The sequence below is a fragment of the Streptomyces sp. NBC_01176 genome (assembly GCF_045039825.1).
In the GTDB taxonomy this organism is placed as follows: domain Bacteria; phylum Actinomycetota; class Actinomycetes; order Streptomycetales; family Streptomycetaceae; genus Streptomyces.
This window is the reverse complement of sequence record NZ_CP108600.1, coordinates 8,342,342-8,365,525: the sequence shown is the minus strand read 5'-3', so window position 1 is coordinate 8,365,525 and position 23,184 is coordinate 8,342,342. Positions and strand designations below refer to the sequence as shown.

Sequence of the window (23,184 nt, the reverse complement as noted above, 5' to 3'; positions counted from 1 at the left end):
CCTCGGACTCCCTCGGTGAACTCCTCGAGCCGTGCCTTCGGCCTCGACTGTTCCGGTCGACGTCAGCGGCCCCGAGTGACTTCAGCAGTACCGGTGATCCACCGTCAGCACTCCCTGCTCAGTGACGAGAACGCGGTCATGGCAACCGCCGGACCCGCGCAGGGAGTAGTGCTCGCTCGTCGTCCCGACCGCGTGCCGCTGATCGCGCGGCACGTCGGCCGTGTACGTCGCGTCGCCGTCATAGCTGTCGTCGAGCCGTGACCACGCGGTCCGGCGCCCGCCACGCACCTCGTCCACCGCCGCCCGGTCACCGAGCCGCAGCACGGTCCGCAGCCGGTCGTCCGGGCCGAGCGTCGTCGTACCGTCCATCGTGTACGTCCGGTGGGTGCGCGTCGCCCTGGCCGGCCCGCGTCCGTCGACGGTGACCGTCTGGTCGTCGCTCCAGGTGGCCTTCAGTCCGTCCGTGGCCTCACCGTCGGTCCACCGGTGCACGGAGGTGTTCGCGAGCACGCGACGGACGGCGGTCGTCACCCGGCCGTGCGAGGTGTCGACGTAGCCGGAGACCGTGAGCCGGTGGCCCCCTACCGTGTCGAGGCGCTCCGGAGAACCGGGCGTGTACGAGGAGCTGTTGGCGAGGGAGTCCGCCGCGACCTCGGTGAGCGCGCCGCTCAGGTGGGCGCGCCGCGCGTCCTGCCAGACGAGGACGTTGACAGGGGCGCTCCAGCCGCTCTGCCCCTCCGCAACACCCACGACGGACACGTCGACCTGGTGCGGACGGCCGTCGTCCAGAAGCCCGGCGAAGGGCGAGAGGTCGTATTCGATCGGCTTGACGTCGAAGGCGCGCGGTCCCGGGATCACGTACCAGAGGAAGGGGTTGGACCAGCCGCCGGTCCACACGTGCGGGAACGGCTCGGCGATGCCGGCGAGTAGGCCGTCGACCTTGATCTGCACCTCACGGTAGGGACCACCCGCCGCCTTGCAGGAGTACGGGGCCGCGTCGGGCACCGTCAGGTACCAGAACTCCTCGCAGCCGCCGCCGGACCCGGTCGCGTACACCTCGGCGACGATGCGCTCACTGTTGCGCGGAGTGGTGAGGGTGCCGTTCTGGAGGGTGAGGACACGGCTGGGGGTGTCGGGGGTCGCGGCCGGCCGCGTGGCCCTCCCCCGCGCGGAGAAGGTCAGCGTGACCTTCACGTCGAGGACGCCGGTGTACGTGTCGTCGACGACGTTCCCGATGAGCATCTCGACCTCGCCACCGCGCCGGAACGTGTCGCTGTAGCGCGTCACGTCCTTCTCGACGGACCACTCGATGCCGTCCGGCGAGGGCTCGGGAGTGGACGTGCGGAAGATCTCCACGCCACCGACGTGCAGATAGCCCAGCCGGTCGTACTGGCGGCCCTTGACCTTCCCGTCGAGCCGCAGGACGACCTTGCTCCAGCGGTCGCCGCAGCCGTCGGGCGGTGCGTACGTCCCGCGGTACGGCGTGAAGTCACTGAACCGTGCCTCGGCGAGCGTCACTTCGCAGGACTTGGTGACGGGCCTCGACATCGCCGGGGCGGCGGTCAGGGGGTCGTGCCAGTCGGTGCCGAACTCCGCGGGGGCGGGGGCGTGAACCCAGGTGGCGGGAGTGCCGGGGGCTGTGACGGGGGCGTGAGGCGCGGCGCTCGGTAAGGGAGCCGCCGAGACCGGGCCCGTCGCGAGGCAGGTGCTCGCCGCGAGGAACACTCCGGCGAGCATGGACATGACGATCCGTCTTCTCATGTGCGGTGTTCTACGGGGAGTCGGGACACCCCGCAACGGGCCCTCATGGCCGCCGGCCGCGGCACGCCGAGGGCGGCCGGGGTGCCTACGCCGCCAGATCCGCCCTGTCCCCCATCACCACGACCGGGTGCTGGCGCGGGTCGAGCGTGCGCAGCAGACGCTCCATGGCCGGCTTGGGCAGGCTCACACAGGCCGACGTACCACTGCCGTGGTCCAGGTGCAGCCAGATGCCGCCGCCCTTCGACTGGCCCTGGGGACGGCTCGGGTCGTCGGGCGGCGTGCCTGGGCGGCGGTTGTAGTCGATGGCGATGACATAGTCGAAGTCGTGCCAGTAGGACTTGGGCCAGCCGCGGGGGGCCTGGTACGACGACGAGCGGTCGTACGGGAGATGGGCGCCCGGGTCGTGGAGCACTCCGCCGGCGTCGGTGAGGGTGAACACCCCGACGGGACTGCGCTTGTCGTCCTCGTGGTGGTCGGTGGTCCAGCCCTTCACCCCGTTGTGCGCCTTCCCCATGCGCTGTGTGTCCCACGTGGATCCGGACTTCGTGTAGAGAACGACCGTCGCGTCGGCGGAGTCCCTGCCCGCGCCGTAGACGGCCACGACCTGACGGGCGTCGGACGGGATGCGCGCCCGCAACCGGTCGCCGACCCCCGGGATCCGCGTGCCGTCGACGTTGCCCGCGAGGGCACGTTCGGACCTGCCGCCCGCCCCGCCCTGCCCCTTGGCCGCACCGCCCCCTCCGGCCGGAGCGCCGCATGCCGAAAGGATCATCGCGAGGACTCCGCACACCGCCGCGCCGAGTCCCGTACGCATCCCACCCTCGTTTCGCATGCGTTCCATCGTCGCACCACTTATCGGACGAACAGCCCTTTCCCTCCGTCCCCTTGGACACATGACGGCCTTCCGGGCCCGGGCCCGGAAGCCCGGAACGCGGGCGCGACCGGGTGCGCGACCGGGGGCATCGTCCCGCTCGGGGCGAATCGCGGCGGGGACGTGCCGGACGGGCCGAAACCTTGTCCCAACAGAAAAAACCGCTTGCTTCGGACTGCTCCCTGCCGCGAACCTTTCACGGTTTGCTGCCGGCCTCCGCGACCGGCCTGGTCGCCGAAACGTTGCGGCTTCCCCTCACCCCCGAACCCACCCCCTACACGAGCCACTGGGACGTCATGCAGATTCAAGACCTTCCCTATCCAGACCCGGGTGTGCCGGATGCCCGCTCCGGCCCCCGATTCCTGCGGTGGCTCGGCCGGAATCAGCTGGGCGGCCAGTTCAAGGCCCTGGCCTGGGGGCTGCTGCACTTCGCCGCCGTCGCCGGGCTCCCGTTCTGTGTGGGCCTGGCCGTGCAGGCCGTCGTCGACGGATCCGGCACGCGACTCGCTCTGGCCGGTGGACTGATGGGGCTGTGCGGTGCGGGCATCGCGCTGGGCGAAACCATGCTGCACCGGGCCGCGGTCACCAACTGGATCACCGCCGCCGCACGCGTCCAGCAGTTGCTGGCGCACAAGACCGCCCAGCTCGGCTCGGCGCTGACGCAGCGCGTCGCGGCGGGCGAGGTCGTCGCCGTCTCCACCGGCGACGTCGAGAAGATCGGCTGGTTCGTGGAGGCCCTGTCGCGGTTCGCGGCGGCCGCGCTGACCGTCGTCCTCGTCTGCGTCGGCCTGGTCGTCTACCAGCCGGCGCTCGGCGTGATCGTCGCCGTCGGCGTGCCCGTCCTGGCGCTCGCCGTGCTGCCGCTGCTGCCCCGCGCCACCCGGCGCGCCGACTTCCAGCGTGAGAAAGCCGGACGCGCCACCGAACTGGCCTCGGACACCGTCGCGGGTCTGCGCGTGCTGCGCGGCATCGGTGGCGAGGAACTGTTCCTCGACCGCTACCGCCGCGCGTCCCAGGAGGTCCGCCGGGCAGCCGTGCGCAGTGCCCGGATGTGGTCGCTGATCTCGGCCGTCCAGGTGCTGCTGCCCGGCCTGCTCATGATCGCCGTCATCTGGCACGGCGTGCACCTGGCCCGCGACGGCCGCATCACGGTCGGCGAGCTGGTCACCGTGTACAGCACGGTCATGCTGCTCACCTACCCGCTGCGGCACTTCGAGGAGATCGCCATGGCGTACTCCTTCTCGCGTCCGTCCGCCAAGCGCGCCGCCCGGGTGCTGTCCCTCGAGCGCGCCACGGACAGTGGCGGGTCCCGCGCGGCGGAGGTGCCGGGCGGCGATCTGTACGACCCCGTCACCGGGCTTCTCGCGCCCGCGGGGCGGCTCACCGCCGTGGTCTGCGGCGACCCGGACGCGGCGGGCGTGCTCGCCGAGCGCCTGGGGGGCCACCCTTCCGTGGAGGGCACCTCCGTGCTCCTGGGAGGCGTACCGCTCGACGACCTGCCGCTCGGCTCGGCCCGCACGGCCGTCCTCGTCCAGGACAAGGACCCGGTGCTGCTGTCCGGCTCGCTGCGCGAGCTGCTCGACGTGCCGTCCTCGGGTGAGGTGAGCGCGGCCGAGGCGCTGGCCGCCGCGCAGTGCGGCGACGTCCTGGACGCGTTGGCGCAGGGCTCGGTCGACGCCGAGGACCCGATGGACGCCCGCATCACCGAGCGCGGACGCTCCCTGTCGGGCGGCCAGCGCCAGCGTCTGGCCCTGGCCCGGTCGCTGGTCACCGACCCCGGCGTGCTGGTCCTGGACGAGCCGACCTCGGCGGTCGACTCGCACACCGAGGCGCGGATCGCCGACGGTGTCCGCGCCCTGCGTGCCGGACGCACGACGGTCGTCTTCACCTCCTCACCACTGCTCCTGGACCACGCGGACCGGGTCGTACTCGTCCACGAGGGCGAGGTCGCGGCCGTCGGAGTGCACCGTGAGCTCGTGCTCGGCGAACCGCGGTACCGGGCGGTGGTCACCCGGGAGACGGACGAGGAAGCCGCCGCCGACGGTGGAGACGCGGGCGTCGCAACCTCCGACACCTCCGACGCCACGGACGGGCTCGACAGGATCGACGAGCTCGACAAGCTCGACGAGCTCGGCAGGACCAGCAAGATCGACGAACTGGAAGAAATCGAGGAAACCGCATGATCGGCCTGGCGCCACCGGCGTACGACCCGGCGGCCCCGACGACGGCGAACACCCTGCCCGTCGGCGCCGCCTCGACCGTACGCGCCTACGTCACCGAACTCTTCCAACGGCACCGCCGGGCCTTCCTGCTGCTCGTCACCGTCAACACGGTGGCCGTGGTCGCCTCGATGGCCGGGCCCTATCTGCTGGGCGCGGTCGTCGAGCGGGTCTCGGACCACGCCCGGGATCTCCACCTGGAACGCACCGCCGCGCTGTTCCTCGCCGCGCTCGTCATCCAGGCCGTTTTCGTGCGCGAGGTGCGGCTGCGCGGCGCCATGCTCGGCGAACGCATGCTCGCCGACCTGCGCGAGGACTTCCTCATCCGGTCGGTCGGGCTGCCGCCGGGCGTGCTGGAACGGGCCGGCACGGGCGACCTGCTGTCCCGCATCACCACCGACATCGACCGCCTCGCCAACGCGATGCGCGAAGCCGTGCCCCAGCTCGCCATCGGCGTGGTGTGGGTCGTACTGCTGCTCGGCGGGCTGGCCGTCACCGCACCACCCCTCGCCCCCGCGGTCCTGGTCGCCGTCCCCCTGCTGGTCGTCGGCTGCCGCTGGTACTTCAAGCGTGCCCCGGCCGCCTACCGCTCGGAGGCCGCCGGCTACGCCGCCGTCGCCGCCGCCCTCGCCGAGACCGTGGACGCCGGACGCACCGTCGAGGCGCACCGCCTGGGCGAGCGCCGCATCGACCTGTCCGAACGCCGCATCAAGGAGTGGACGGCCTGGGAGCGCTACACCCTGTGGCTGCGCTCGGTCCTCTTCCCGGTCGTCAACCTCACCCATGTCACGGTCCTCTGCTCGGTCCTCATGATCGGCGGGGTCTTCGTCCTGCAGGGCTGGATCGATGTGGGTCAGCTGACGACGGGCGCGCTCATCGCCCAGATGCTGGTCGACCCGGTGGGCCTGATCCTGCGCTGGTACGACGAGCTGCAGGTCGCCCAGGTCTCGCTCGCGCGGCTGGTCGGCGTCCGGGACATCGAACCGGCCGCCGGCGATCCGGAGGTGATGCCGGACGGGCGCGACGTGCACGCGGACGAGGTGCGGTTCGGCTACCGCGCCGGCGTGGACGTGCTGCGGAAGGTCTCCCTGGAGGTCGCGCCGGGCACCCGGCTCGCGCTGGTCGGCCCGTCCGGTGCGGGCAAGTCCACGCTGGGAAGGCTGCTCGCCGGGATCTACGCCCCCAGGGACGGCCGCATCACGCTCGGCGGCGCCGAACTCTCGCGGATGCCCGCGGAGGCGGTCCGTACCCACGTGGCCCTGGTCAACCAGGAGCACCACGTCTTCGTGGGCTCCCTGCGCGACAACCTGCTGCTCGCCCGGACGGGAGCGGCCGACGCCGAACTGTGGGCGGCCCTGGGTGCGGTCGACGCCGACGGCTGGGCAGGGGCTCTGGGTGACGGCCTGGACACCGAGGTCGGTTCGGGCGGGCTGGCGCTCACCCCGGCGCAGGCCCAGCAGATCGCGCTGGCCCGGCTGGTCCTCGCCGATCCGCACACGCTGGTGCTGGACGAGGCGACCTCGCTCCTCGACCCGCGCGCGGCCCGTCATCTGGAACGCTCGCTGGCGCGCGTCCTCGACGGGCGCACCGTCGTCGCCATCGCCCACCGGCTGCACACCGCCCACGACGCGGATGTCATCGCCGTCGTGGAGAACGGCCGGATCAGTGAGCTGGGCAGTCACGACGAGCTGGTCGCTGCGGACGGCGCCTACGCGGCTCTGTGGAGGTCCTGGCACGGATGAGGTGGTCCTGCCCGAGCGACGCGGCGCGGATGCGCGGGTCGCGCCGGTGCGGTCAGGAGCGCCTGCGGGGAACCCGGTGGAGCGGCCGGCGCCGTTCCGGCGGGGCCGTCGCGCCGGTGTCCGCGGCCTCGCTCCGTGGACGGGTCCGTCCCGCGGCGGAGCCTGTGGCGTTGCGCGGTGCCGAACCGGAGTGGAAGGCTGGATGTCGGCACCGATTCGGGGAGCGTCCGGGAACCACCCGGTTCGTGCGGGGCGGGGCCGGTGTCCAGTGGCCGTGCCCGCCGTCGAGGGTGGTGGGACCGGGCTCACCCGCATCACCTGGAGGTACCCGTGGAGAGCGCCGACGGATGGGGAGACGACGTCTACCAGCCCGACGGATCCGAGGTGCAGGACGACGCGGGGCTGCTCGACGTCGAGGACACCCTGGACGCCGACGGTGTGGGTGACCCGCTCGACCGGGGCTGGTCCCCGCCGGAGCGGCCGTGGGCGGTGGAGCACTCGGGGGTGACCGCCTCCGAGCGCAGGCACGGCGAGACCTTGGACCAGCGCCTCGCGGAAGAGCTGCCCGACGTCGTGGAGCCCGACGGCGACGGCATCGGCGACTACCAGGACGGGGACGGCGAGCCCCTGGACAACGAGGTGGGAGACGTGCGCTCCGGCCGTCTCGTCGCCCCGGCCGAAGGAGCGCACGAGGACGACGAGAGCGGGCTGATCGCCACCGACGTCGGCATCGACGGCGCCGCGGCCTCCGCCGAGGAAGCCGCGATGCACATCGTCGACGAGGACACCCTGTCCGGCTGACCGGGCCCTCCCCGGCCTGCCCTTCCCACGCGAGGAGCACCCATGCAGCAGGAGAAGCAGCCCGACTACCACTCTGTCGTCTTCCGGGACCGGGCCGCCGGATTCGCCTTCCTCACCCGGTCCACGGCGACGAGCGAGCGGACCATCGAGTGGGACGACGGCGAGACCTACCCGGTCGTCGATGTCGAGATCTCCTCGGAGAGCCACCCGTTCTACACCGGCAAGGCCCGGACGGTGGACACCGAGGGCCGCATCGCGCAGTTCGAGAAGCGCTACGGGAGCTCCGGACCGGGTGGGGACAAGGAAGACAGGGCGTGAGGCCCTGAGACCGTCACCGCCGGGAGCGCGGACGTCGCATCCACCGGGTGCGGGAGCGTCGAATCCACCGGGTGCGGGAGCGCCACGTCCACCGAGTGCGGGAGCTCCGTCGTCGCCGGACGCGGTGCTCCCCCGGTCGTCGGTCAGATGAAGTTCAGCGCCGCCGCACAGCCCAGCCCGCCCAACAGCATGAACACCGGCATCAGCACCTTGAGCTCGACCCAGCTGCCGGCCCGGAAGCGCATCACCTTGGGCGGGCCGATCGGGTACCAGCGCTTGCGGCCGAGCGGGATCGGCCACAGGATCGGGCAGCCGGACACCGTCAGCGCGTCCCCGATGTCGTGCACCAGCGCGCCCAGGACGATCGGCAGGCCGAGCCACAGGTACTCCTGGCCGGGAGCGGTGAACAGCCAGTCCGAGCCGTTGCCCGGCTTGTCCAGGGTCCCGGCGAGGATCCAGGCGCTGGTCGCGGCCAGCAGCCAGACCAGGACGTCGCTGCTGGACCCGCGCGCGGCCCGCCACAGCAGCCCCTCGATCGCGAGCACCATGTGCACGAACAGGATCGCCAGGACCGCCCAGCGCCCACCGGTGATGGCTATCACCGAGGACCCGGCGCCGATCACCACCGCCCACAGCCAGGTGTGCGTCAGCGTGCGATGGCCACCGGAGCGCCGCGGGTCGCCGGCCTTGCGTGTCGACTTGTAGACCGCGTACGAGAGCTTGTCGACGATCTCGCACACCCCACGGGAGATGGGCCCGAAGGCCCGCGAGATGGTCGCCGCCTTGTGGTCCAGGTCGGGGGCGAGCGCGGCCCCCGCGCAGATCAGAGCCCCGACGAGGAGCACCGGCCAGGGCATGGTGTGACCGGTGGCGGCGGCCGCCGCCCCGACACCGAGCCAGGCCGCGGCCCCCGACAGTGAGTGTGCTGGTCCCATCATGGCCGTTCCCCGCCCCATTCCACTTGTGCCGCTGTCCAGTTGCCCGCGTACCGTGACGCTTCGCCGGTGCCACAGCGTAACGTTCGTGATCTTCAGCCGGACATCCGATTCCCCCATCGAGCGGGTCGACAGGCAAGATGGGGGCGTGACCCTTATCGATCAGCTGCCGCAGACCGCAGATCCCGACGCCCTCTACGAAGCCTTCGAGTCGTGGGCCGGGGAACGTGGTCTCACCCTCTATCCCCACCAGGAGGAGGCGCTGATCGAGGTGGTCTCGGGGGCGAACGTGATCGTCTCGACCCCCACCGGCTCGGGGAAGAGCATGATCGCCGCGGGCGCGCACTTCGCCGCGCTCGCCCGGGACGAGGTCACTTTCTACACGGCACCGATCAAGGCGCTCGTCTCGGAGAAGTTCTTCGAGCTGTGCAAGATCTTCGGCACCGAGAACGTGGGCATGCTCACCGGCGACGCCTCCGTCAACGCCGACGCGCCCGTCATCTGCTGTACCGCCGAGGTGCTGGCCTCCATCGCGCTGCGGGACGGCAAGCACGCCGATGTCGGCCAGGTCGTGATGGACGAGTTCCACTTCTACGCGGAGGCCGACCGCGGCTGGGCGTGGCAGATCCCGATCCTGGAACTGCCCCAGGCGCAGTTCATCCTGATGTCGGCGACGCTCGGCGACATGTCGATGTTCGAGAAGGACCTCACCCGGCGTACCGGCCGCCCCACCTCGGTGGTCCGCTCGGCGACCCGGCCCGTGCCTCTCTCCTACGAGTACGAGCTGACCCCGATGACGGAGACGCTCACCGAACTGCTCGCGACCAGGCAGGCCCCGGTCTATATCGTGCACTTCACCCAGGCGCAGGCCGTGGAGCGGGCGCAGGCACTGATGAGCATCAACATGTGCACCCGGGAGGAGAAGGACCAGATCGCCGAGCTGATCGGCAACTTCCGGTTCACCACCAAGTTCGGCCAGAACCTCTCCCGCTACGTACGCCACGGAATCGGTGTCCATCACGCCGGCATGCTCCCCAAGTACCGGCGACTGGTCGAGAAGCTGGCCCAGGCCGGCCTGCTGAAGGTCATCTGCGGCACGGACACCCTTGGCGTCGGCGTCAACGTCCCCATCCGCACCGTGCTGTTCACCGCGCTGACGAAGTACGACGGCAATCGCGTACGTACGCTGCGTGCGCGCGAGTTCCACCAGATCGCGGGACGCGCCGGACGGGCGGGCTTCGACACGGCGGGCTACGTCGTCGCGCAGGCGCCCGAGCACGTGATCGAGAACGAGAAGGCTCTCGCCAAGGCCGGCGACGACCCGAAGAAGCGTCGCAAGGTGGTGCGCAAGAAGGCTCCCGAGGGCTTCGTCGGGTGGACCGAAAACACCTTCGAAAAGCTCATCACCTCCGAACCGGAGCCGCTCACCTCCCGCTTCCGGGTGACCCACACCATGCTTCTGTCGGTCATCGCACGGCCCGGGAACGCCTTCGAGGCGATGCGGCATCTGCTGGAGGACAACCACGAGCCGCGCAAGCAGCAGCTGCGGCACATCCGGCGGGCGATCGCGATCTACCGCTCGCTCCTCGACGGCGGCATCGTCGAGAAGCTGGACACCCCGGACGCCGAGGGCCGCATCGTGCGTCTCACCGTCGACCTGCAGCAGGACTTCGCGCTCAACCAGCCGCTGTCGACGTTCGCGCTCGCCGCGTTCGACCTCCTGGACCCCGAGTCCCCGTCCTACGCCCTGGACATGGTGTCCGTCGTGGAGTCCACGCTGGACGACCCGCGGCAGATCCTCGCGGCCCAGCAGAACAAGGCCCGGGGCGAGGCCGTGGCCGCGATGAAGGCGGACGGCGTCGAGTACGAGGAGCGCATGGAGCGGCTCCAGGACGTGTCGTACCCCAAGCCGATGGAGGAGTTGCTCTTCCACGCCTACAACACCTACCGCAAGAGCCACCCGTGGGTCGGCGACCATCCGCTGTCGCCGAAGTCCGTGATCCGTGACATGTACGAACGCGCCATGTCCTTCACCGAGTTCGTCTCCTTCTACGAGCTCGCCCGCACCGAGGGCATTGTCCTGCGCTACCTGGCCAGCGCCTACAAGGCCCTGGAACACACCGTCCCGGACGACCTCAAGTCCGAGGACCTGGAGGATCTGATCGCCTGGCTGGGCGAGTTGGTGCGCCAGGTCGACTCCAGCCTGCTGGACGAGTGGGAGCAGCTCGCCAACCCGGAGGAGATGACGGCCGAGGAGGCCCAGGAGAAGGCCGACCAGGTCAAACCGGTCACGGCGAACGCCCGCGCCTTCCGTGTCCTCGTCCGCAACGCGATGTTCCGCCGCGTCGAACTCGCCGCGCTCGACAACGTCGACGAGCTGGGCGCCCTGGACGCCGACTCCGGCTGGGACGCCGATGCGTGGGGTGAGGCGATGGACAAGTACTGGGACGAGTACGAGGACCTCGGCACCGGCCCGGACGCCCGCGGCCCCAAGCTGCTGTCCATCGTGGAGGAGCCGCAGAACAGCCTGTGGCGCGTCCGTCAGACCTTCGCCGACCCGAACGGTGACCACGACTGGGGCATCAGCGCGGAGGTCGACCTCACGGCGTCCGACGCGGAGGGCCGTGCCGTCGTCAAGGTCACCGACGTCGGCCAGTTGTGAGCACAGGAGAATCCCACACATGACAAACCCTGCCGAGAGACTCGTCGACCTGCTCGACCTGGAGAAGATAGAGGTCAACATCTTCCGCGGCCGCAGCCCGGACGAGTCGCTGCAGCGTGTCTTCGGCGGCCAGGTGGCGGGCCAGGCGCTGGTCGCCGCCGGGCGCACCACGGACGGCGACCGCCCGGTGCACTCGCTGCACGCGTACTTCCTGCGTCCGGGCAGACCCGGTGTGCCGATCGTGTACCAGGTCGAACGGGTCCGGGACGGGCGCTCTTTCACCACGCGGCGTGTCACCGCCGTGCAGCAGGGACGCACGATCTTCAATCTCACCGCCTCCTTTCACAAGCCTGAGGAAGGGACCTTCGAGCACCAACTGCCGCCGGCTCGCGAAGTCCCCGACCCCGAGTCGCTGCCGACGCTGCCGCAGGAGATCACCAAGCATCTGGGCACGCTTCCGGAGGCGTTGGAACGCATGGCGCGCCGCCAGCCGTTCGACATCCGGTACGTGGACCGGCTGCGCTGGACGCCGAACGAGATCAAGGACGCGGAACCGCGCAGCGCTGTGTGGATGCGGGCCGTGGGACCGCTGGGCGACGACCCGCTCGTGCACACGTGCGCTCTGACGTACGCGAGTGACATGACGCTCCTGGACGCCGTCCGCATCCCGGTGGAGCCGCTGTGGGGGCCGCGTGGCTTCGACATGGCCTCCCTCGACCACGCCATGTGGTTCCACCGGCCGTTCCGGGCGGACGAGTGGTTCCTCTACGACCAGGAGTCGCCCATCGCGACCGGCGGGCGAGGGCTGGCCCGCGGACGCATCTACGACCTCAAGGGACGCCTGCTCGTCTCCGTCGTCCAGGAGGGTCTGTTCCGGGCGCTGTAGCGATGTGACGATGACGGTCCGTCAGATCGTCAGGTGCTTCTGCGGCGCAACCAGCCGAGCAGCCCGCCCGGCCGCCCGCGCTCCTCGGACGACGGCGGAGCTTCGGGAGTGGCTGTCTGCGGCCACGAGGCCACCGTCGGAGCGCCGGCCGGTGCGGCGTCGGCCGACGCCTGGACAGCGGGAGCGAAGGCAGCCGCAGCTGGAACGGTCGGCCGAGACGCCACCGGGGATGAAGGGGCCGGGGACGATCCGGCCGGTTCCAGGACGACGCCGGGCTCGGCCCTCGGCGTCGGACGCGGTGCGGGGTGCGTCTCTCGGGCCTCGGCGACGGCCTGCCCCAGGTCGGCGCGGAGCCAGCTGATCTCGTCGGGATCCTCGGCTGTCATGATCCGGGAGAAGAGGTGCGCGGCAGGCGAGTCCGGCGCGCCGTGGGAGGGGCGTTCGGGGCGGAAGCGGTTCAGGCAGGCGCGCTCGTACGGATCTCTGACGACCTCCGCCACCTGGGCAGGGTCGAGCAGGGAGGCCACGACCGCTGCCCTCGCCCAAGGACCGTCGGCCTGGCGCAGCAGGAATCCCATGTGCCGCCCCCGCCAGTTGCGGGGCCGGAGGTCCAGGCCGGCCTGCAGCTGGTCACGGAGTCCCTCGGGCGTACGGCCCCTGAGCAGGGGAGCGTTCTGCCGGTCGGCCGGGAACCGGCGCAGTTCCTCGGCCAGATAGAGCCAGACCACGGCCCTGTAGCGGTTGAGGTAGAGCTTGACCGGCACCACGAGACCCAGACGTGCGAGGCGTGTGAACCTGGCGGTGGAAATGTCCAGGAGGGCGGCGCCCTCTGTCGTACCTACAGCCTTGACGCGCTCTCGCAGCGCCTCGGGAAAGTCCTCTTGGGAACGCACGCGGTCGATCTCCGCGTGGGCGACCCGGCGTCCCCCTCCCCCTTCGTCGGGAACGGTGCGTACGTATCCGAGGTGCACGGCCAGGTCGAACTCGCCGCGCCTGAGTTCCAGCTCCCGGGCGGCGCGGGCGAGCGACCAACTGGCGGACTGCGTGACGGTGTTACCGGACATGACGGTCTCCCCCGTGGAGTACGTGCTCGCGCCGGTGTGCGCTTGCTTCGAGAAAAACCGTAGCCGGTCCGGACGATCTCGTGGGGCGCCTGTGGATAACTCCGCGGCGACACATCTCCGCAGGTCAGGAGTCCCATGAGGGGGATCGCTCCGGCTGGCGCGTGTCCACCCGCAGGTGTTCGCCGACACGGTTCACCAGCAGCGTCATCTCGTAGGCGACCTGGCCGATGTCGGCCTCGGCGGCGCTGAGAACGCACAGGCAACTGCCGTCTCCGGCCGCGGTGACGAAGAGGACCGCCTCGTCGAACTCGATCATCGTCTGCCGCACTTGACCGGCGCCGAAGTGACGGCCGGACCCCTTGGCCAGACTGTGCAGACCCGACGAGACCGCCGCCAGGTGTTCGGCGTCCTCGCGTCGAAGTCCCGTACTCGCCCCCGTCACCAGCCCGTCGTTGGAGAGCACCAACGCGTGCCGGACGTGCTCGACGCGCGCGGTCAGATCGTCCAGCAGCCAGCCGAGTCGCGTGTTCTGCTCCATGTCCGTCTCCCCGTGTCGTGTCTCCCCCTGACCGGAGGATTCGACCAGCCAGCCTTCCCCACGGCCGCCCTCCGGGCAAGGAGGATGGGGGCATGGCACAGAAGATGACCGACGAGCAATGGCGGGCCTTCGTCTCGCACGGCACCCGCACCGGAAAGCTGTCGACCGTCCGGGCGGACGGGAGTCCGCACGTGGCGCCGATCTGGTTCCTGCTGGACGGCGACGACCTGATCTTCAACACCTCGAAGGAGACCGTGAAGGGGCGGAACCTGGCCCGTGACGGCCGGGTCGCCCTCTGCGTGGACGACGACCGGCCGCCGTTCGACTTCGTGGTGCTGGAAGGCCGGGCCGAACTGTCCGAGGACCCGGACGAGTTGCGCCGCTGGGCCGCCCGCATCGGTGGTCGTTACATGGGGGCGGAGCGGGCGGAGGAGTTCGGGAAACGCAATGGAGTCCCGGGCGAACTCCTCGTACGGGTGCGGATCGACAAGATCCTCGCCTACTCCGCGGTGGCGGAGTAGGCCAGGCGGCACGGCCGTGTACGGCAGGTCGACGCGGATCTCGTCGTTCGGATCAGGCTGACTGCGAGAGGCGGTGTCCTGTGGCCGACCGCCCCGCGAATGCCTGCCTGTTCCGAACGACACCCCCTGGATCCCTTCGTCCGTGGGTCTCCGGCGACTCGGCGGTCTCATCCGACGGAGTCGAGCAGCCGGGCGGTGTGCACCCGCCCGGCGTACTCCACCAACCGGATCAGCACCTCCTTGCCGGAGTCCCGGTCACGGGCGTCACAGAGCACCACCGGCGTGCCCCGGTCGAGGTCGAGGGCGCGGGACACGTCCTGGGCTCCGTAGGCCCGGGCGCCCGCGAAGCAGTTGACGGCCACCACGAACGGGATGTGCCGGTGCTCGAAGTAGTCCACCGCGGGGAAGCAGTCCTCGAGTCGCCGGGTGTCCGCGAGGACGACGGCGCCGAGCGCGCCCAGCGACAGTTCGTCCCACAGGAACCAGAACCGGTCCTGGCCCGGGGTGCCGAAGAGGTAGAGGGAGAGACCGGACCGGATGGTGATGCGGCCGAAGTCCATGGCGACGGTCGTCGTGGACTTGCGGTCCACACCCTCGGTGTCGTCCACCGACTGGCCCGCCTCGCTCAGCAGTTCCTCGGTGCGCAACGGCCGGATCTCGCTGACCGCGCCCACCAGGGTGGTCTTCCCCACGCCGAACCCACCGGCGACCAGTATCTTCAATGCCAGCGCGGACGACTCGGCGGCCGAGGCGTCGGAGTTCTCGGAGACCATCGATCACTTCCCTCGGGAGTGCCGACAAGGGTCGGCATGGCCCGTCCGCACGCGGTGTGGTGAAACCCAGGTGCGTGGCGGGCGCTTCGGTGCATTCGATACATGTCTGCGGGTGCGCGAAGTCAGCATCATGGCAACTGCGCCTCCCCCACGAGGGAACGGACCGCTAATGGACCGTTGCGACCGTCTCGCGGGCTGTTCGGCGTCCGGAAGCGGGCAAAAGCGGGTACTGGCCGGGCCGACATCGTTCATCTAGAGCGCCCTCAACCCTTCGATCACCTCGTGGAGGATCCGCTCGTCGGGCAGTTGTGCGGGCGGCACCGGGCGGCTGACCGTGACGCGGCCGCGTTCCAGAAGGTCGCCCAACAGCACTCTGACCACGCCTACCGGCAGGTCGGTGTCCGCGGCGAGCTCGGCCACGGACTGGGTCTCGACACGGCACAGGTCGATGAGATGGCGGTGCTCCGGCCCGAGAAGCGAGTCGTCGTCGGCCCCGGGTGCGCCCGTTTCGAGGGTGACCAGAGCGATCAGGTCGAAGCGCACCCCGGTGGGGCCGGGTTGGGTGCGTCCACCCGTCATCGCGTACGGGCGGACGAGGGGCCCCGCCTCGTTGTCGTACCACTGGCTGCCCGCCACGCCCTCGCTCATCCGTATCGCCCTTCCTCGGCCGATCCGGCGGCGGGCGGCTGCCCGGCGGCGCGCGGAGGTGCGTGGAGGTGCTCGCCGACGCGCTTGACCAGCCGTGCCATCTCGTACGCCACCAGCCCGATGTCGGCCGTCGCGGCGGTGAGGACGGAGAGACACGAGCCGTCGCCCGCTGCCGCCACGAGCAGGAAGCCGTCGTCCATCTCGACCAGCGTCTGGCGTACGCCTCCGGCACCGAAATGACGGCCTGCGCCTTTCGCCAGACTGTGGAAGCCGGAGGCGACAGCGGCCAGGTGTTCGGCGTCCGCGCGGCCGAGGTCGGTGGAGGCGCCCACCGCCAGCCCGTCGTTCGACAGCACCACCGCGTGCCGTACTTCGGCCACACGGAGCACCAGGTCGTCCAGCAGCCAGTCGAGCTCGCCGGATCTCTGGGCAGCCCGCAGGCTCGGGTCCTGAATCACGCGGGGTCTCCTTCGCCGCTGTCGCCACCCGCGTCGGGGGCTGAGGTGCCGCCGGGACCGGATGTCCGGCCGCTGCCGCGCGCCCACCCGTCGCGGTAGGCCGTCATACGGTCCCGTACGAGTTCGGGGGTACGGGTGTCCCCGCTCCGGGGACCGGGCGCATGGGCCGGCTCCTCAGGGCGCTCTTCGCGCAGTTGGGGTGCGAGGCTGGCCTGCCGCACGCGTTTGGGGAGGCCGTCGTCACCGTCGGTGGCTTCCGGAGTGCGGTGCAGCCGCAAGGTGGTGACTCCAGGTGGCGGTGTTTCGGGGGTGGTGTCCACGGGTGCTTCGACGGCGGCCTGTACGGGGGCCACGAGGACGGGCCGCTCGGCGGGCGCCTGGACGGCGTCCCTTTCGGGGGCGGCCGACACGCGCGCGTACTCGCGTTCCGCGGGCCCTTCGGTGTCCGCCCTGCGAGGGGACCGCTCCGCCGAACCTGGCTGCAGCAGCGCCGTGGGAAGCAGGACGACCGCGGTGGTGCCTCCGTAGGGCGAGGTCCGCAGGTGCACCTTGATGTCGTGCCGGGCGGCGAGCCTGCTGACCACGAAGAGACCGAGACGGTCACTGTCGGACAGGTCGAGCGTCTCGGTCTCCTCGATGCGCCGATTGGCCTTGTCGAGCGTCTCCTTGCCCATCCCGAGCCCCCGGTCCTCGACCTCCAGTGCGTAGCCGTTGCCGACCGGCTCACCGGTGATACGGACATGGGTGTGCGGCGGTGAGAACTGCGCGGCGTTCTCGACGACTTCCGCGAGGAGGTGCGTGAGGTCCGCGACAGCGGCGCCGATGACGGACGTCTCGGGGAACTGCCGCACGTCCACGCGCGCGTAGTCCTCGACCTCGGACACGGCCGCGCGGACCACGTTCGTCAGGGAGACCGGCATGCGCCAGGCCCGGCCGGGAGCCGCACCCGAGAGGATGATGAGGTTCTCCGCGTGGCGCCGCATACGGGTGGTGAGGTGGTCGAGCCTGAAGAGGTCGCCCAGTTCGTCCGGATCCTCGGACCTGCGCTCCATGCTGTCCAGGAGGCTCAGTTGGCGATGCACGAGGACTTGGCTGCGACGGGCAAGATTGACGAAGATTCCGGAGATTCCGCTCGCGAGTTCCGCGCGTTCGACCGCGGCGCGCAGGGCGGCCCGGTGGACGGTGCTCAGGGCCTCCGCGACCTGACCGGTCTCGTCCTCGGAGGGCGGCCCCGACGGGGCCTCGGCCCGGACGTCGATCTCCTCCCCCGCGCGCAGTTTGCGCATGGCGTCGGGGAGTTTGCGCCGGGCGATCTCGAGGGCACTGTTGCGCAGGGCCACCAGTTCGACGACCAGGCCGCGGCCGATGCGTACGGAGATGACGAGTGACGCGGCGACGGCGGCGAGACCGAACATGACGGCGGCGCCGGCGGGCGTCCGCAGACCGCGGCTCAGCGGGTAGGCCCGGCCCTCGACACCTCGGCCCGCGCCGGCCTCGATCGTGCGCATGGCGTCACGCACGCGCGCGTGAGCCGCGTTCCAGTCGTCTTCCGGCGCGGCGGCCATGGCGGTGGTGCCCGGCCGGGACGCGAGCGCCCTGTCCTCGACGGCGCCCACGGCGGCGTACGCACCACCGCCCATGAGGTCGCGCCAGGACGCCTGGTCGGCCCCCCGCAGATCCGTGACGGACGCGTCGGTCAGCGCACGGCGGGTGGCCACGGCTCCGGTGAACAGCCGCAGTCGTTCGCCGTCCAGGGTGCCCGCGAGCCGCGCGCCGGACAGCACTGTGTCCTCCTGCGCGAGCGCCTCCCCCGCCCGCGTGAACTCGAGGAGCACGCGCGCCTCGGATCCAGGACCCGGGTCCTGGACGCTGGTGAGTGAGCCGGTCACCGCGAAGGCCGTCGAAATGGCCTTGGTGTACTGCCCGTAGGCCTCGTCCCAGCCGGTACGGCGCTCTCGTACGGCGCTGCGCAGCGTTCGCAGGTCCTCCGCTCCGGTGACGAAGGAGTCGAGGCGCCCGGCCGCCCCGGCGGGCAGGTCGGCGCCGTCGGCGACGGTGTTGCGGTCGCCGAGCCGCAGTTTCGCCACCGCGCGGTCGGTGCGTTCCGCGAGCGCCCTGAGGTCGCTCTGCCGCTCGGAGTCCGGATCGGTCGCGTAGCGGACGGACGCCGCCCGCTCGGCCTGCAACGCGGTGACGGCGTCGTCGATCGGAACACGGATCATGGAGTCCACGCGTTGCAGCTGTCGCAGTCGCGCGATGTCCTGAGCCGTGCTCACCGTGGCATACGCCCACAGCGCGAACAGCGAGACGACCGGCACCATCAACAGACAGATGATCTTGGCCCGCACGGTGCGGGGGCGTGGACTCCAACGACCCGCGCGACGTGGGATCGCCTCGGGGCGCGGACTCGCCTCGGGTCCCTTCCCGCCGGCGTCCTCGTCGGGGCGGCCGTGTTCCTCGGCGGGCGGGCCGGCATGGGCACGACGGCCACGCGCCGGAGCCTGGGACGGCGACTCGGCGCCGGGTGCGGGGGTTGTACGGGGTGTACGCATGGCCTCCTCACTCAATGATTCGGGGGCGTTCCGGGCGGTCGGCTCGTCCGGGACCGTGGTCAGCGCGCGGCGCTCTCGACCGGCCGCTGGGCCGCCGCGGATGCCTCGCGCTCGTGGGCCGTGGGTGACAGCGCGACGAACGCCGATGTCAGGAAGAGGTAGGACCCGAGGCCGACGGCGAGGGGGAAGACGAACTGCATCACCGTGGCCCCGGGAAGAGCCTGGCCGGAGGGGTTGACGCGGACGCTCACCGCCAGCATTCCGGTGTAGTGCATGCTGCTCACGGCGCCTCCCATGACGAGTGAGGCCCCGACGACCGCGACAGGCGATTTGATGTTGAGCCCCGCCCACAGGGCCACGGTCGCCGCGACCACGGCGATCACCACCGAGAGTCCGACGAGCAACGGGTCGTAGCGCACGGAGCCGTGCAGCCGCAGCGCGGCCATCCCGAGGTAGTGCATGCTCGCGACCCCGAGCCCTGTGGTGAGTCCGCCCAGGGCGAGCGCACGCCCCCGGTCGCGGCCGTACCCGACGGCGAAGACGCCCGCGCCCACGACGACCAGGGCGACGAGCAGACTCAGGATGGTCAGCGGGACGTCGTAGCGGATCTCCGTGCCGCTGACGCCGAACCCGAGCATCGCCACGAAGTGCATCGTCCAGATGCCGGTGGCAATGGCCGAGGCCGCGGCGAGGAGCCAGTTGCGGCGCGATCGTCCGGTGGCGCCGAGCGCGCGGACCGTGCAGCGCAGCCCGAGAGCGGCGCCGGTACAGGCCATCGCGTACGACAGCACGGGGGTCAGCCAGCCGAAGGCGGCGTGGTCCAGGTGTCCCATGGCCCACGGACGTTAGCCCGGGTAGAGGCGCACAAAGTGGGCGCATTTCGAAAGGTGTTGCAATATGACGCAGAGAGGCAGGCGAGCGATCGTGTCACGCTCGAACGTGTGCGCAGTGTCGTCCTTCGTGTCGGTGCGGGATCATGCGGAACATGAGCGACGACCACACACACGTCCGGGAGTTCTTCACGGCGCGAGCCGCCGACTGGGACGTCAGGTTTCCCGACGACGGGCCCGCGTACGCGGCGGCGGCGGCCGAACTCGGCCTGCGCGAGGGCGACCGGGTACTCGACGCGGGTTGTGGCACCGGGCGCGCCCTGCCACCGCTGCGAGCGGCCGTGGGACCGTCCGGAGTGGTCATCGGGGCCGATCTGACGCCGGCGATGCTGGCAGCCGCCGTACGGGCCGGGCGGGACCGCGAGGGGCAGTTGCTGCTCACCGACGTCGCCGCGCTGCCGCTGCGCACCGGATCGCTCGACGCCGTGTTCGGCGCGGGACTCGTCGCCCATCTCCCGAACCCGGAGTCGAATCTGCGGGAGTTGGCGCGGGTGGTGCGTCCCGGCGGCATGCTGGCGCTGTTCCATCCGATCGGCCGGGCGGCGCTCGCGGCCCGCCAGAGTCGCCGAATCACGCCGGACGATCTGCGCGCGGAGGCGAATCTGCGGCCTCTACTGGCGGGTTCCGGATGGGAGATGACGTCGTACGTCGACGAGGACGCCCGCTTCCTGGCGCTCGCCGTACAACGGGGCTGAGACCTCAGGCCGTCGCGGCGACCTCGGCCACGAAGGCGTCGGGGTTGTCGAACATGATGTTGTGCCCCGCTCCGGGTACGGTCACCACGCGCACACCTGCGGCCTCCAGCCCTTTCCTGTCGTCCAGTTCGCCGCTCAGTTCCCCCTGGAGGTAGACCCGGGCCGCCGTCGACCTCTCCAGGAGACGACGCATCGTGGGCGTGGTGCCGCGCGCGAGTCCGGTCGCGGTCCGGTGGAGGGCGAGCGGGTCGGCGAGTCGCATCGTGGCGGCCCAGGTGGGGCCGATCTTGTCGAGCACGCGCGCGTGGCCGCCGTTCTCGACGTACTCCCGCTCCGAGTACGAGGTGATGCCGCTGCCGCCCACCACGCCCGGAGGGTACGGGTCGAGATTCGCTTCCACGAGGACGAGCCTGGACACGAGGTCGGGTCGGCGGTCCGCGAGCACGATGGCCACGGCGCCGCCCATGCTGTGGGCGACGAGCTCCGCCGCCGTGACACGGGCCTCGTCCAGAGCGGCGGCCAGCGCGTCGGCGTGATCCTCCAGGGTGTAGGCGAAGTCCGCGGGCCGGTCACTGATGCCATGACCCGGCAGGTCCACGAACAGGGACCGACGTCCCGCCAGTTCGGGCCGGGCGGCGATGTGGGCGTTGTAGACCGTCGAGGCCGATCCCAGGCCGTGCACATACACCCGGGCCGGATCCGCGCCCGCGGCTTCCGTCCAGCGGATCCGACTTCCCTTGCCGTCGAACTCTGCCTGCTTCATCGCTTCTCCTCCTGGAGCCGCTTCGTCGTTCTCGACATCCCGAAGAGGATACATCGACTCCGAGGTATTCCGGTTCCGATGCATCACTTTCTCTCGACAGCGACGGAGTGGGACATGGCGGCGCCGAGGTACTGACGGGCCGACGTACAGCGCCCGTGCGACACAATGCGGGACATGCTGGAACTGGCCATCCTCGGCTTTCTGTACGACTCCCCCTTGCACGGCTACGAACTCCGCAAGCGCATCACCGCGCTGACCGGGCACGTGAAACCCGTCGCCGAGAGCACGCTGTATCCCGCGATCAAGCGGCTGGAGAAGGCGGGCATGCTGGCGCGGACGACGGAGCCGGGCGCCGTGGCCGCCCCCCGCCATGTCCTGACCCTCACCGAGGAGGGCAAAGGCACACTGCGCCGCCGACTCGCGGAACCCGCGCGCAGCGACATCACCGACGAGAACCGCTGGTTCACGGTGCTCGCATTCCTGAGGCATCTCGAGGACCCCGCGGCGCAGGCCTCGGTGTTGCGGCGCAGGCTCACCTTCCTGGAAGAGCCGGCGAGCTTCTTCTACGAAGGCGACCGGCCGCTGCGCGCCGAGGAGCTGGACGACCCCTTCAGGCGCGGCATCCTCACCATCTCGCGGGCCACGAGCGTGGCCGAACTGTCCTGGCTGCGGGCCACGATCGACTCACTCGACGCGAGTGACGGGTGAGGCGGGGCAGCCGCGCACGCCCGGCACCGGACACGTGCCCAGCTCGGCTACGCGGTAGCCGTTCGGGTAGCTCTTGATCTCCCAGTTCTGTCGTGCGTGGTGCGGGGCCCTGCGGGGCGGCAGCAGCCGGACCAGACGGCCGCGCGCCCGTACCGCGCGGCGGACCAGCGTGCGGGTGGCAGCACCCGGCGGCTCGTACCGGAACGCCCGCAGCAGTGGCTCGTCGAGCAGCGCGAGCGTCGAGGCGCGGAGCAGGGGCGCCAGGGGGCGCGGGTACCAGGAGGCCATCAGGCCGAGGGTCGCGTCGGAGACGCGACGCGCGCCCTCGTCCCACCCGAAATGGGCCTCTTCGTAGGCGTCGAGGCACGCCTCGAACTCCTCGTACGTCTCCGGGATGCCCTCGATGCCCATGTGCCGCCCCAGAGTGCGGTAGTGGACGGCGGACGCGACGATCTCGTGCCGCGACATCCTGCGCCACCCGTAGGCGTCGATCCACCGTTTGGGCACGACCACGAAGGTGCAGAGCACGTACCGCATGTCCGCGTTGCTGATGTCGTAGCTGCGGTGCATCTGGTTGATGCGCCGGATCGCGGTACGCCCCTCGTCGGAGTCGAAGCCGTGCTCGACGACGGTGTCCAGAAGCAGCGCGGTGTCGTCGTACCGCTTCTGCGTGTGGTCGGTGAGCTCCGCCGTCTCGGCGAGCAGCCGGCCGATGCCGGGGACTGCGTACGTGCGGTAGAGGGCCAGTTCCAGGGCGCGGGTGAAGTCCCAGGGGAATTCGTAGACGGAGCTGAGCCGGTAGATCTCCGACGCCTCTTCGCGTGGGTCCATCCGCCGGATCCGCTCGAGTCGCTCGTAGCGCTTCACCGAGCCGTCCCCCTTCTGCCTCCGAGGCTTCAACTCTACGTTGAGTAGCAGCAGAGGAACGGTCAGCGATGACGAGTCCGCAGGGGAAGGCGGTCCGATGTCCGGCATGTTCGCCAGATTCCGCATGTTGTGGGGCCCCAGGACGGCTGAGGAGGCCGGAGGGCGGCGGCCCGCGAAGCAGCGACCCGAGAGGCGTGCGCACAACCTGTTCGAAGCCGCCGCGGCCTATGTGGCGGCGTGCGCGGAGGACGACCAGGAGCGGATCGACGAGGCCGCTGCCTGGGTGTCGCCCGAGGCCCTGTCGTTCGGGGTGAACGAACTGGCCTGCCGCGCGGTCATCGCCCTGGCCCGCGAGCGTGACGAGTCACCCCGTACCGTGGCGCGGACGCTGCTCGGTCTGCCGACAGGCTGACGGTCAGGGGCCGCGACGGTCGTTTCGCCCCTGTCCAGCCGGATAACTGCAGCTCCGCGTGGGCTTCGGGCCCGTGACAAGCACCTTCCGGTCGCACTAG

Annotated in this window: 22 protein-coding genes; 10 read left to right on the top strand and 12 right to left on the bottom strand. The window is 70.9% G+C overall.

Annotated elements, in window-relative coordinates; all coding sequences use genetic code 11:
* Positions 1–81: 81 nt before the first annotated feature.
* Positions 82–1,761 carry a peptide-N4-asparagine amidase gene (locus OG199_RS36440; protein WP_405833067.1) on the bottom strand — a complete coding sequence of 560 codons (1,680 nt, stop codon included), beginning with the start codon at positions 1,759–1,761 and terminating at the stop codon, positions 82–84.
* Between the two features lie 85 nt (positions 1,762–1,846).
* Positions 1,847–2,593 (bottom strand): hypothetical protein, encoded by a 747-nt coding sequence (locus OG199_RS36435; protein WP_405833065.1) that lies wholly within the window; start codon positions 2,591–2,593, stop codon positions 1,847–1,849.
* A 335-nt stretch (positions 2,594–2,928) separates the two neighbouring features.
* On the opposite strand from OG199_RS36435, the gene OG199_RS36430 reads away from it, so the two are divergent.
* The 4 genes from OG199_RS36430 (at position 2,929) to OG199_RS36415 (ending at position 7,712) form a co-directional block, all read left to right on the top strand.
* Positions 2,929–4,815 carry an ABC transporter transmembrane domain-containing protein gene (locus OG199_RS36430; RefSeq protein ID WP_405834779.1) on the top strand — a complete coding sequence of 629 codons (1,887 nt, stop codon included), beginning with the start codon at positions 2,929–2,931 and terminating at the stop codon, positions 4,813–4,815.
* Positions 4,812–6,593, top strand: a complete 1,782-nt coding sequence (locus OG199_RS36425) for an ABC transporter ATP-binding protein (RefSeq protein WP_405833063.1) — start codon at positions 4,812–4,814, stop codon at positions 6,591–6,593. Before OG199_RS36430 ends, OG199_RS36425 begins: the two co-directional genes overlap by 4 nt.
* 330 nt (positions 6,594–6,923) lie before the next feature.
* Positions 6,924–7,394 carry a DUF5709 domain-containing protein gene (locus OG199_RS36420; RefSeq protein WP_405833061.1) on the top strand — a complete coding sequence of 157 codons (471 nt, stop codon included), beginning with the start codon at positions 6,924–6,926 and terminating at the stop codon, positions 7,392–7,394.
* A gap of 42 nt (positions 7,395–7,436) precedes the next feature.
* A complete protein-coding gene (locus OG199_RS36415; RefSeq protein ID WP_405833059.1) occupies positions 7,437–7,712 on the top strand; it encodes a type B 50S ribosomal protein L31 in 276 nt (91 codons plus the stop codon).
* A 143-nt stretch (positions 7,713–7,855) separates the two neighbouring features.
* On the opposite strand, the gene OG199_RS36410 is transcribed toward OG199_RS36415, so the two are convergent.
* Positions 7,856–8,650 carry a metal-dependent hydrolase gene (locus OG199_RS36410; RefSeq protein WP_356800427.1) on the bottom strand — a complete coding sequence of 265 codons (795 nt, stop codon included), beginning with the start codon at positions 8,648–8,650 and terminating at the stop codon, positions 7,856–7,858.
* Between the two features lie 145 nt (positions 8,651–8,795).
* Here OG199_RS36410 and OG199_RS36405 point away from each other — a divergent pair, with 145 nt between their 5' ends.
* Together OG199_RS36405 and OG199_RS36400 are read left to right on the top strand one after the other, a co-directional pair.
* Positions 8,796–11,309 carry a DUF3516 domain-containing protein gene (locus OG199_RS36405; protein ID WP_356800426.1) on the top strand — a complete coding sequence of 838 codons (2,514 nt, stop codon included), beginning with the start codon at positions 8,796–8,798 and terminating at the stop codon, positions 11,307–11,309.
* A gap of 19 nt (positions 11,310–11,328) precedes the next feature.
* Positions 11,329–12,195 (top strand): acyl-CoA thioesterase II, encoded by an 867-nt coding sequence (locus OG199_RS36400; RefSeq protein ID WP_356800425.1) that lies wholly within the window; start codon positions 11,329–11,331, stop codon positions 12,193–12,195.
* A gap of 29 nt (positions 12,196–12,224) precedes the next feature.
* Here the strand turns inward: OG199_RS36400 and OG199_RS36395 are convergent, their stop codons facing one another.
* A complete protein-coding gene (locus OG199_RS36395) occupies positions 12,225–13,259 on the bottom strand; it encodes a DUF6397 family protein (protein ID WP_405833056.1) in 1,035 nt (344 codons plus the stop codon).
* Positions 13,260–13,383: 124 nt separating this feature from the next.
* Positions 13,384–13,797, bottom strand: a complete 414-nt coding sequence (locus OG199_RS36390; RefSeq protein ID WP_356800424.1) for a roadblock/LC7 domain-containing protein — start codon at positions 13,795–13,797, stop codon at positions 13,384–13,386.
* A gap of 92 nt (positions 13,798–13,889) precedes the next feature.
* On the opposite strand from OG199_RS36390, the gene OG199_RS36385 reads away from it, so the two are divergent.
* Positions 13,890–14,318, top strand: a complete 429-nt coding sequence (locus OG199_RS36385) for a PPOX class F420-dependent oxidoreductase (RefSeq protein WP_356800423.1) — start codon at positions 13,890–13,892, stop codon at positions 14,316–14,318.
* A gap of 167 nt (positions 14,319–14,485) precedes the next feature.
* Here OG199_RS36385 and OG199_RS36380 read toward each other — a convergent pair whose 3' ends face one another.
* From OG199_RS36380 to OG199_RS36360, 5 genes are all read right to left on the bottom strand, one after another.
* The gene (locus tag OG199_RS36380) at positions 14,486–15,091 is read right to left on the bottom strand and encodes an ATP/GTP-binding protein (RefSeq protein ID WP_356800422.1); all 606 of its coding nucleotides are present in this window, start codon (positions 15,089–15,091) and stop codon (positions 14,486–14,488) included.
* Positions 15,092–15,343: 252 nt separating this feature from the next.
* Entirely contained in the window at positions 15,344–15,739 is a 396-nt protein-coding gene (locus OG199_RS36375; protein WP_356800421.1) for a DUF742 domain-containing protein, read from the bottom strand.
* Positions 15,736–16,197: a roadblock/LC7 domain-containing protein gene (locus tag OG199_RS36370; RefSeq protein WP_405833054.1), complete on the bottom strand. Its 462-nt coding sequence runs from the start codon at positions 16,195–16,197 to the stop codon at positions 15,736–15,738. Before OG199_RS36370 ends, OG199_RS36375 begins: the two co-directional genes overlap by 4 nt.
* Positions 16,194–18,749 (bottom strand): nitrate- and nitrite sensing domain-containing protein, encoded by a 2,556-nt coding sequence (locus tag OG199_RS36365; RefSeq protein ID WP_405833052.1) that lies wholly within the window; start codon positions 18,747–18,749, stop codon positions 16,194–16,196. The genes OG199_RS36370 and OG199_RS36365 overlap by 4 nt, the downstream gene beginning before the upstream one ends.
* Before the next feature lie 59 nt (positions 18,750–18,808).
* Positions 18,809–19,582 (bottom strand): MHYT domain-containing protein, encoded by a 774-nt coding sequence (locus OG199_RS36360; protein ID WP_405833050.1) that lies wholly within the window; start codon positions 19,580–19,582, stop codon positions 18,809–18,811.
* A gap of 152 nt (positions 19,583–19,734) precedes the next feature.
* Here OG199_RS36360 and OG199_RS36355 point away from each other — a divergent pair, with 152 nt between their 5' ends.
* Positions 19,735–20,334, top strand: a complete 600-nt coding sequence (locus OG199_RS36355) for a class I SAM-dependent methyltransferase (protein ID WP_405833048.1) — start codon at positions 19,735–19,737, stop codon at positions 20,332–20,334.
* A 4-nt stretch (positions 20,335–20,338) separates the two neighbouring features.
* Here the strand turns inward: OG199_RS36355 and OG199_RS36350 are convergent, their stop codons facing one another.
* Complete coding sequence (locus OG199_RS36350) at positions 20,339–21,097, bottom strand: alpha/beta hydrolase (RefSeq protein ID WP_356800416.1); 759 nt, start codon at positions 21,095–21,097, stop codon at positions 20,339–20,341.
* Between the two features lie 174 nt (positions 21,098–21,271).
* Between OG199_RS36350 and OG199_RS36345 the strand changes: the two genes are divergently transcribed.
* Positions 21,272–21,805, top strand: a complete 534-nt coding sequence (locus OG199_RS36345; RefSeq protein WP_405833046.1) for a PadR family transcriptional regulator — start codon at positions 21,272–21,274, stop codon at positions 21,803–21,805.
* Here OG199_RS36345 and OG199_RS36340 read toward each other — a convergent pair.
* Entirely contained in the window at positions 21,782–22,636 is an 855-nt protein-coding gene (locus tag OG199_RS36340) for an oxygenase MpaB family protein (RefSeq protein WP_405833044.1), read from the bottom strand. The two genes, OG199_RS36345 and OG199_RS36340, sit on opposite strands and share 24 nt — an antisense overlap.
* A 142-nt stretch (positions 22,637–22,778) precedes the next feature.
* Here OG199_RS36340 and OG199_RS36335 point away from each other — a divergent pair, with 142 nt between their 5' ends.
* Positions 22,779–23,084, top strand: a complete 306-nt coding sequence (locus OG199_RS36335; RefSeq protein WP_356800413.1) for a hypothetical protein — start codon at positions 22,779–22,781, stop codon at positions 23,082–23,084.
* Positions 23,085–23,184 lie beyond the last annotated feature (100 nt).

What these genes read in the sequence shown, in the direction of transcription:
- OG199_RS36440 (WP_405833067.1), bottom strand. Translation starts at nt 1,761, where the DNA reads ATGAGAAGACGGATCGTCATGTCCATGCTCGCCGGAGTGTTCCTCGCG.
- OG199_RS36435 (WP_405833065.1), bottom strand. Translation starts at nt 2,593, where the DNA reads ATGCGAAACGAGGGTGGGATGCGTACGGGACTCGGCGCGGCGGTGTGC.
- OG199_RS36430 (WP_405834779.1), top strand. Translation starts at nt 2,929, where the DNA reads ATGCAGATTCAAGACCTTCCCTATCCAGACCCGGGTGTGCCGGATGCC.
- OG199_RS36425 (WP_405833063.1), top strand. Translation starts at nt 4,812, where the DNA reads ATGATCGGCCTGGCGCCACCGGCGTACGACCCGGCGGCCCCGACGACG.
- OG199_RS36415 (WP_405833059.1), top strand. Translation starts at nt 7,437, where the DNA reads ATGCAGCAGGAGAAGCAGCCCGACTACCACTCTGTCGTCTTCCGGGAC.
- OG199_RS36410 (WP_356800427.1), bottom strand. Translation starts at nt 8,650, where the DNA reads ATGATGGGACCAGCACACTCACTGTCGGGGGCCGCGGCCTGGCTCGGT.
- OG199_RS36400 (WP_356800425.1), top strand. Translation starts at nt 11,329, where the DNA reads ATGACAAACCCTGCCGAGAGACTCGTCGACCTGCTCGACCTGGAGAAG.
- OG199_RS36395 (WP_405833056.1), bottom strand. Translation starts at nt 13,259, where the DNA reads ATGTCCGGTAACACCGTCACGCAGTCCGCCAGTTGGTCGCTCGCCCGC.
- OG199_RS36390 (WP_356800424.1), bottom strand. Translation starts at nt 13,797, where the DNA reads ATGGAGCAGAACACGCGACTCGGCTGGCTGCTGGACGATCTGACCGCG.
- OG199_RS36385 (WP_356800423.1), top strand. Translation starts at nt 13,890, where the DNA reads ATGGCACAGAAGATGACCGACGAGCAATGGCGGGCCTTCGTCTCGCAC.
- OG199_RS36380 (WP_356800422.1), bottom strand. Translation starts at nt 15,091, where the DNA reads ATGGTCTCCGAGAACTCCGACGCCTCGGCCGCCGAGTCGTCCGCGCTG.
- OG199_RS36375 (WP_356800421.1), bottom strand. Translation starts at nt 15,739, where the DNA reads ATGAGCGAGGGCGTGGCGGGCAGCCAGTGGTACGACAACGAGGCGGGG.
- OG199_RS36365 (WP_405833052.1), bottom strand. Translation starts at nt 18,749, where the DNA reads ATGCGTACACCCCGTACAACCCCCGCACCCGGCGCCGAGTCGCCGTCC.
- OG199_RS36360 (WP_405833050.1), bottom strand. Translation starts at nt 19,582, where the DNA reads ATGGGACACCTGGACCACGCCGCCTTCGGCTGGCTGACCCCCGTGCTG.
- OG199_RS36355 (WP_405833048.1), top strand. Translation starts at nt 19,735, where the DNA reads ATGAGCGACGACCACACACACGTCCGGGAGTTCTTCACGGCGCGAGCC.
- OG199_RS36350 (WP_356800416.1), bottom strand. Translation starts at nt 21,097, where the DNA reads ATGAAGCAGGCAGAGTTCGACGGCAAGGGAAGTCGGATCCGCTGGACG.
- OG199_RS36345 (WP_405833046.1), top strand. Translation starts at nt 21,272, where the DNA reads ATGCTGGAACTGGCCATCCTCGGCTTTCTGTACGACTCCCCCTTGCAC.
- OG199_RS36340 (WP_405833044.1), bottom strand. Translation starts at nt 22,636, where the DNA reads ATGGACCCACGCGAAGAGGCGTCGGAGATCTACCGGCTCAGCTCCGTC.
- OG199_RS36335 (WP_356800413.1), top strand. Translation starts at nt 22,779, where the DNA reads ATGTTCGCCAGATTCCGCATGTTGTGGGGCCCCAGGACGGCTGAGGAG.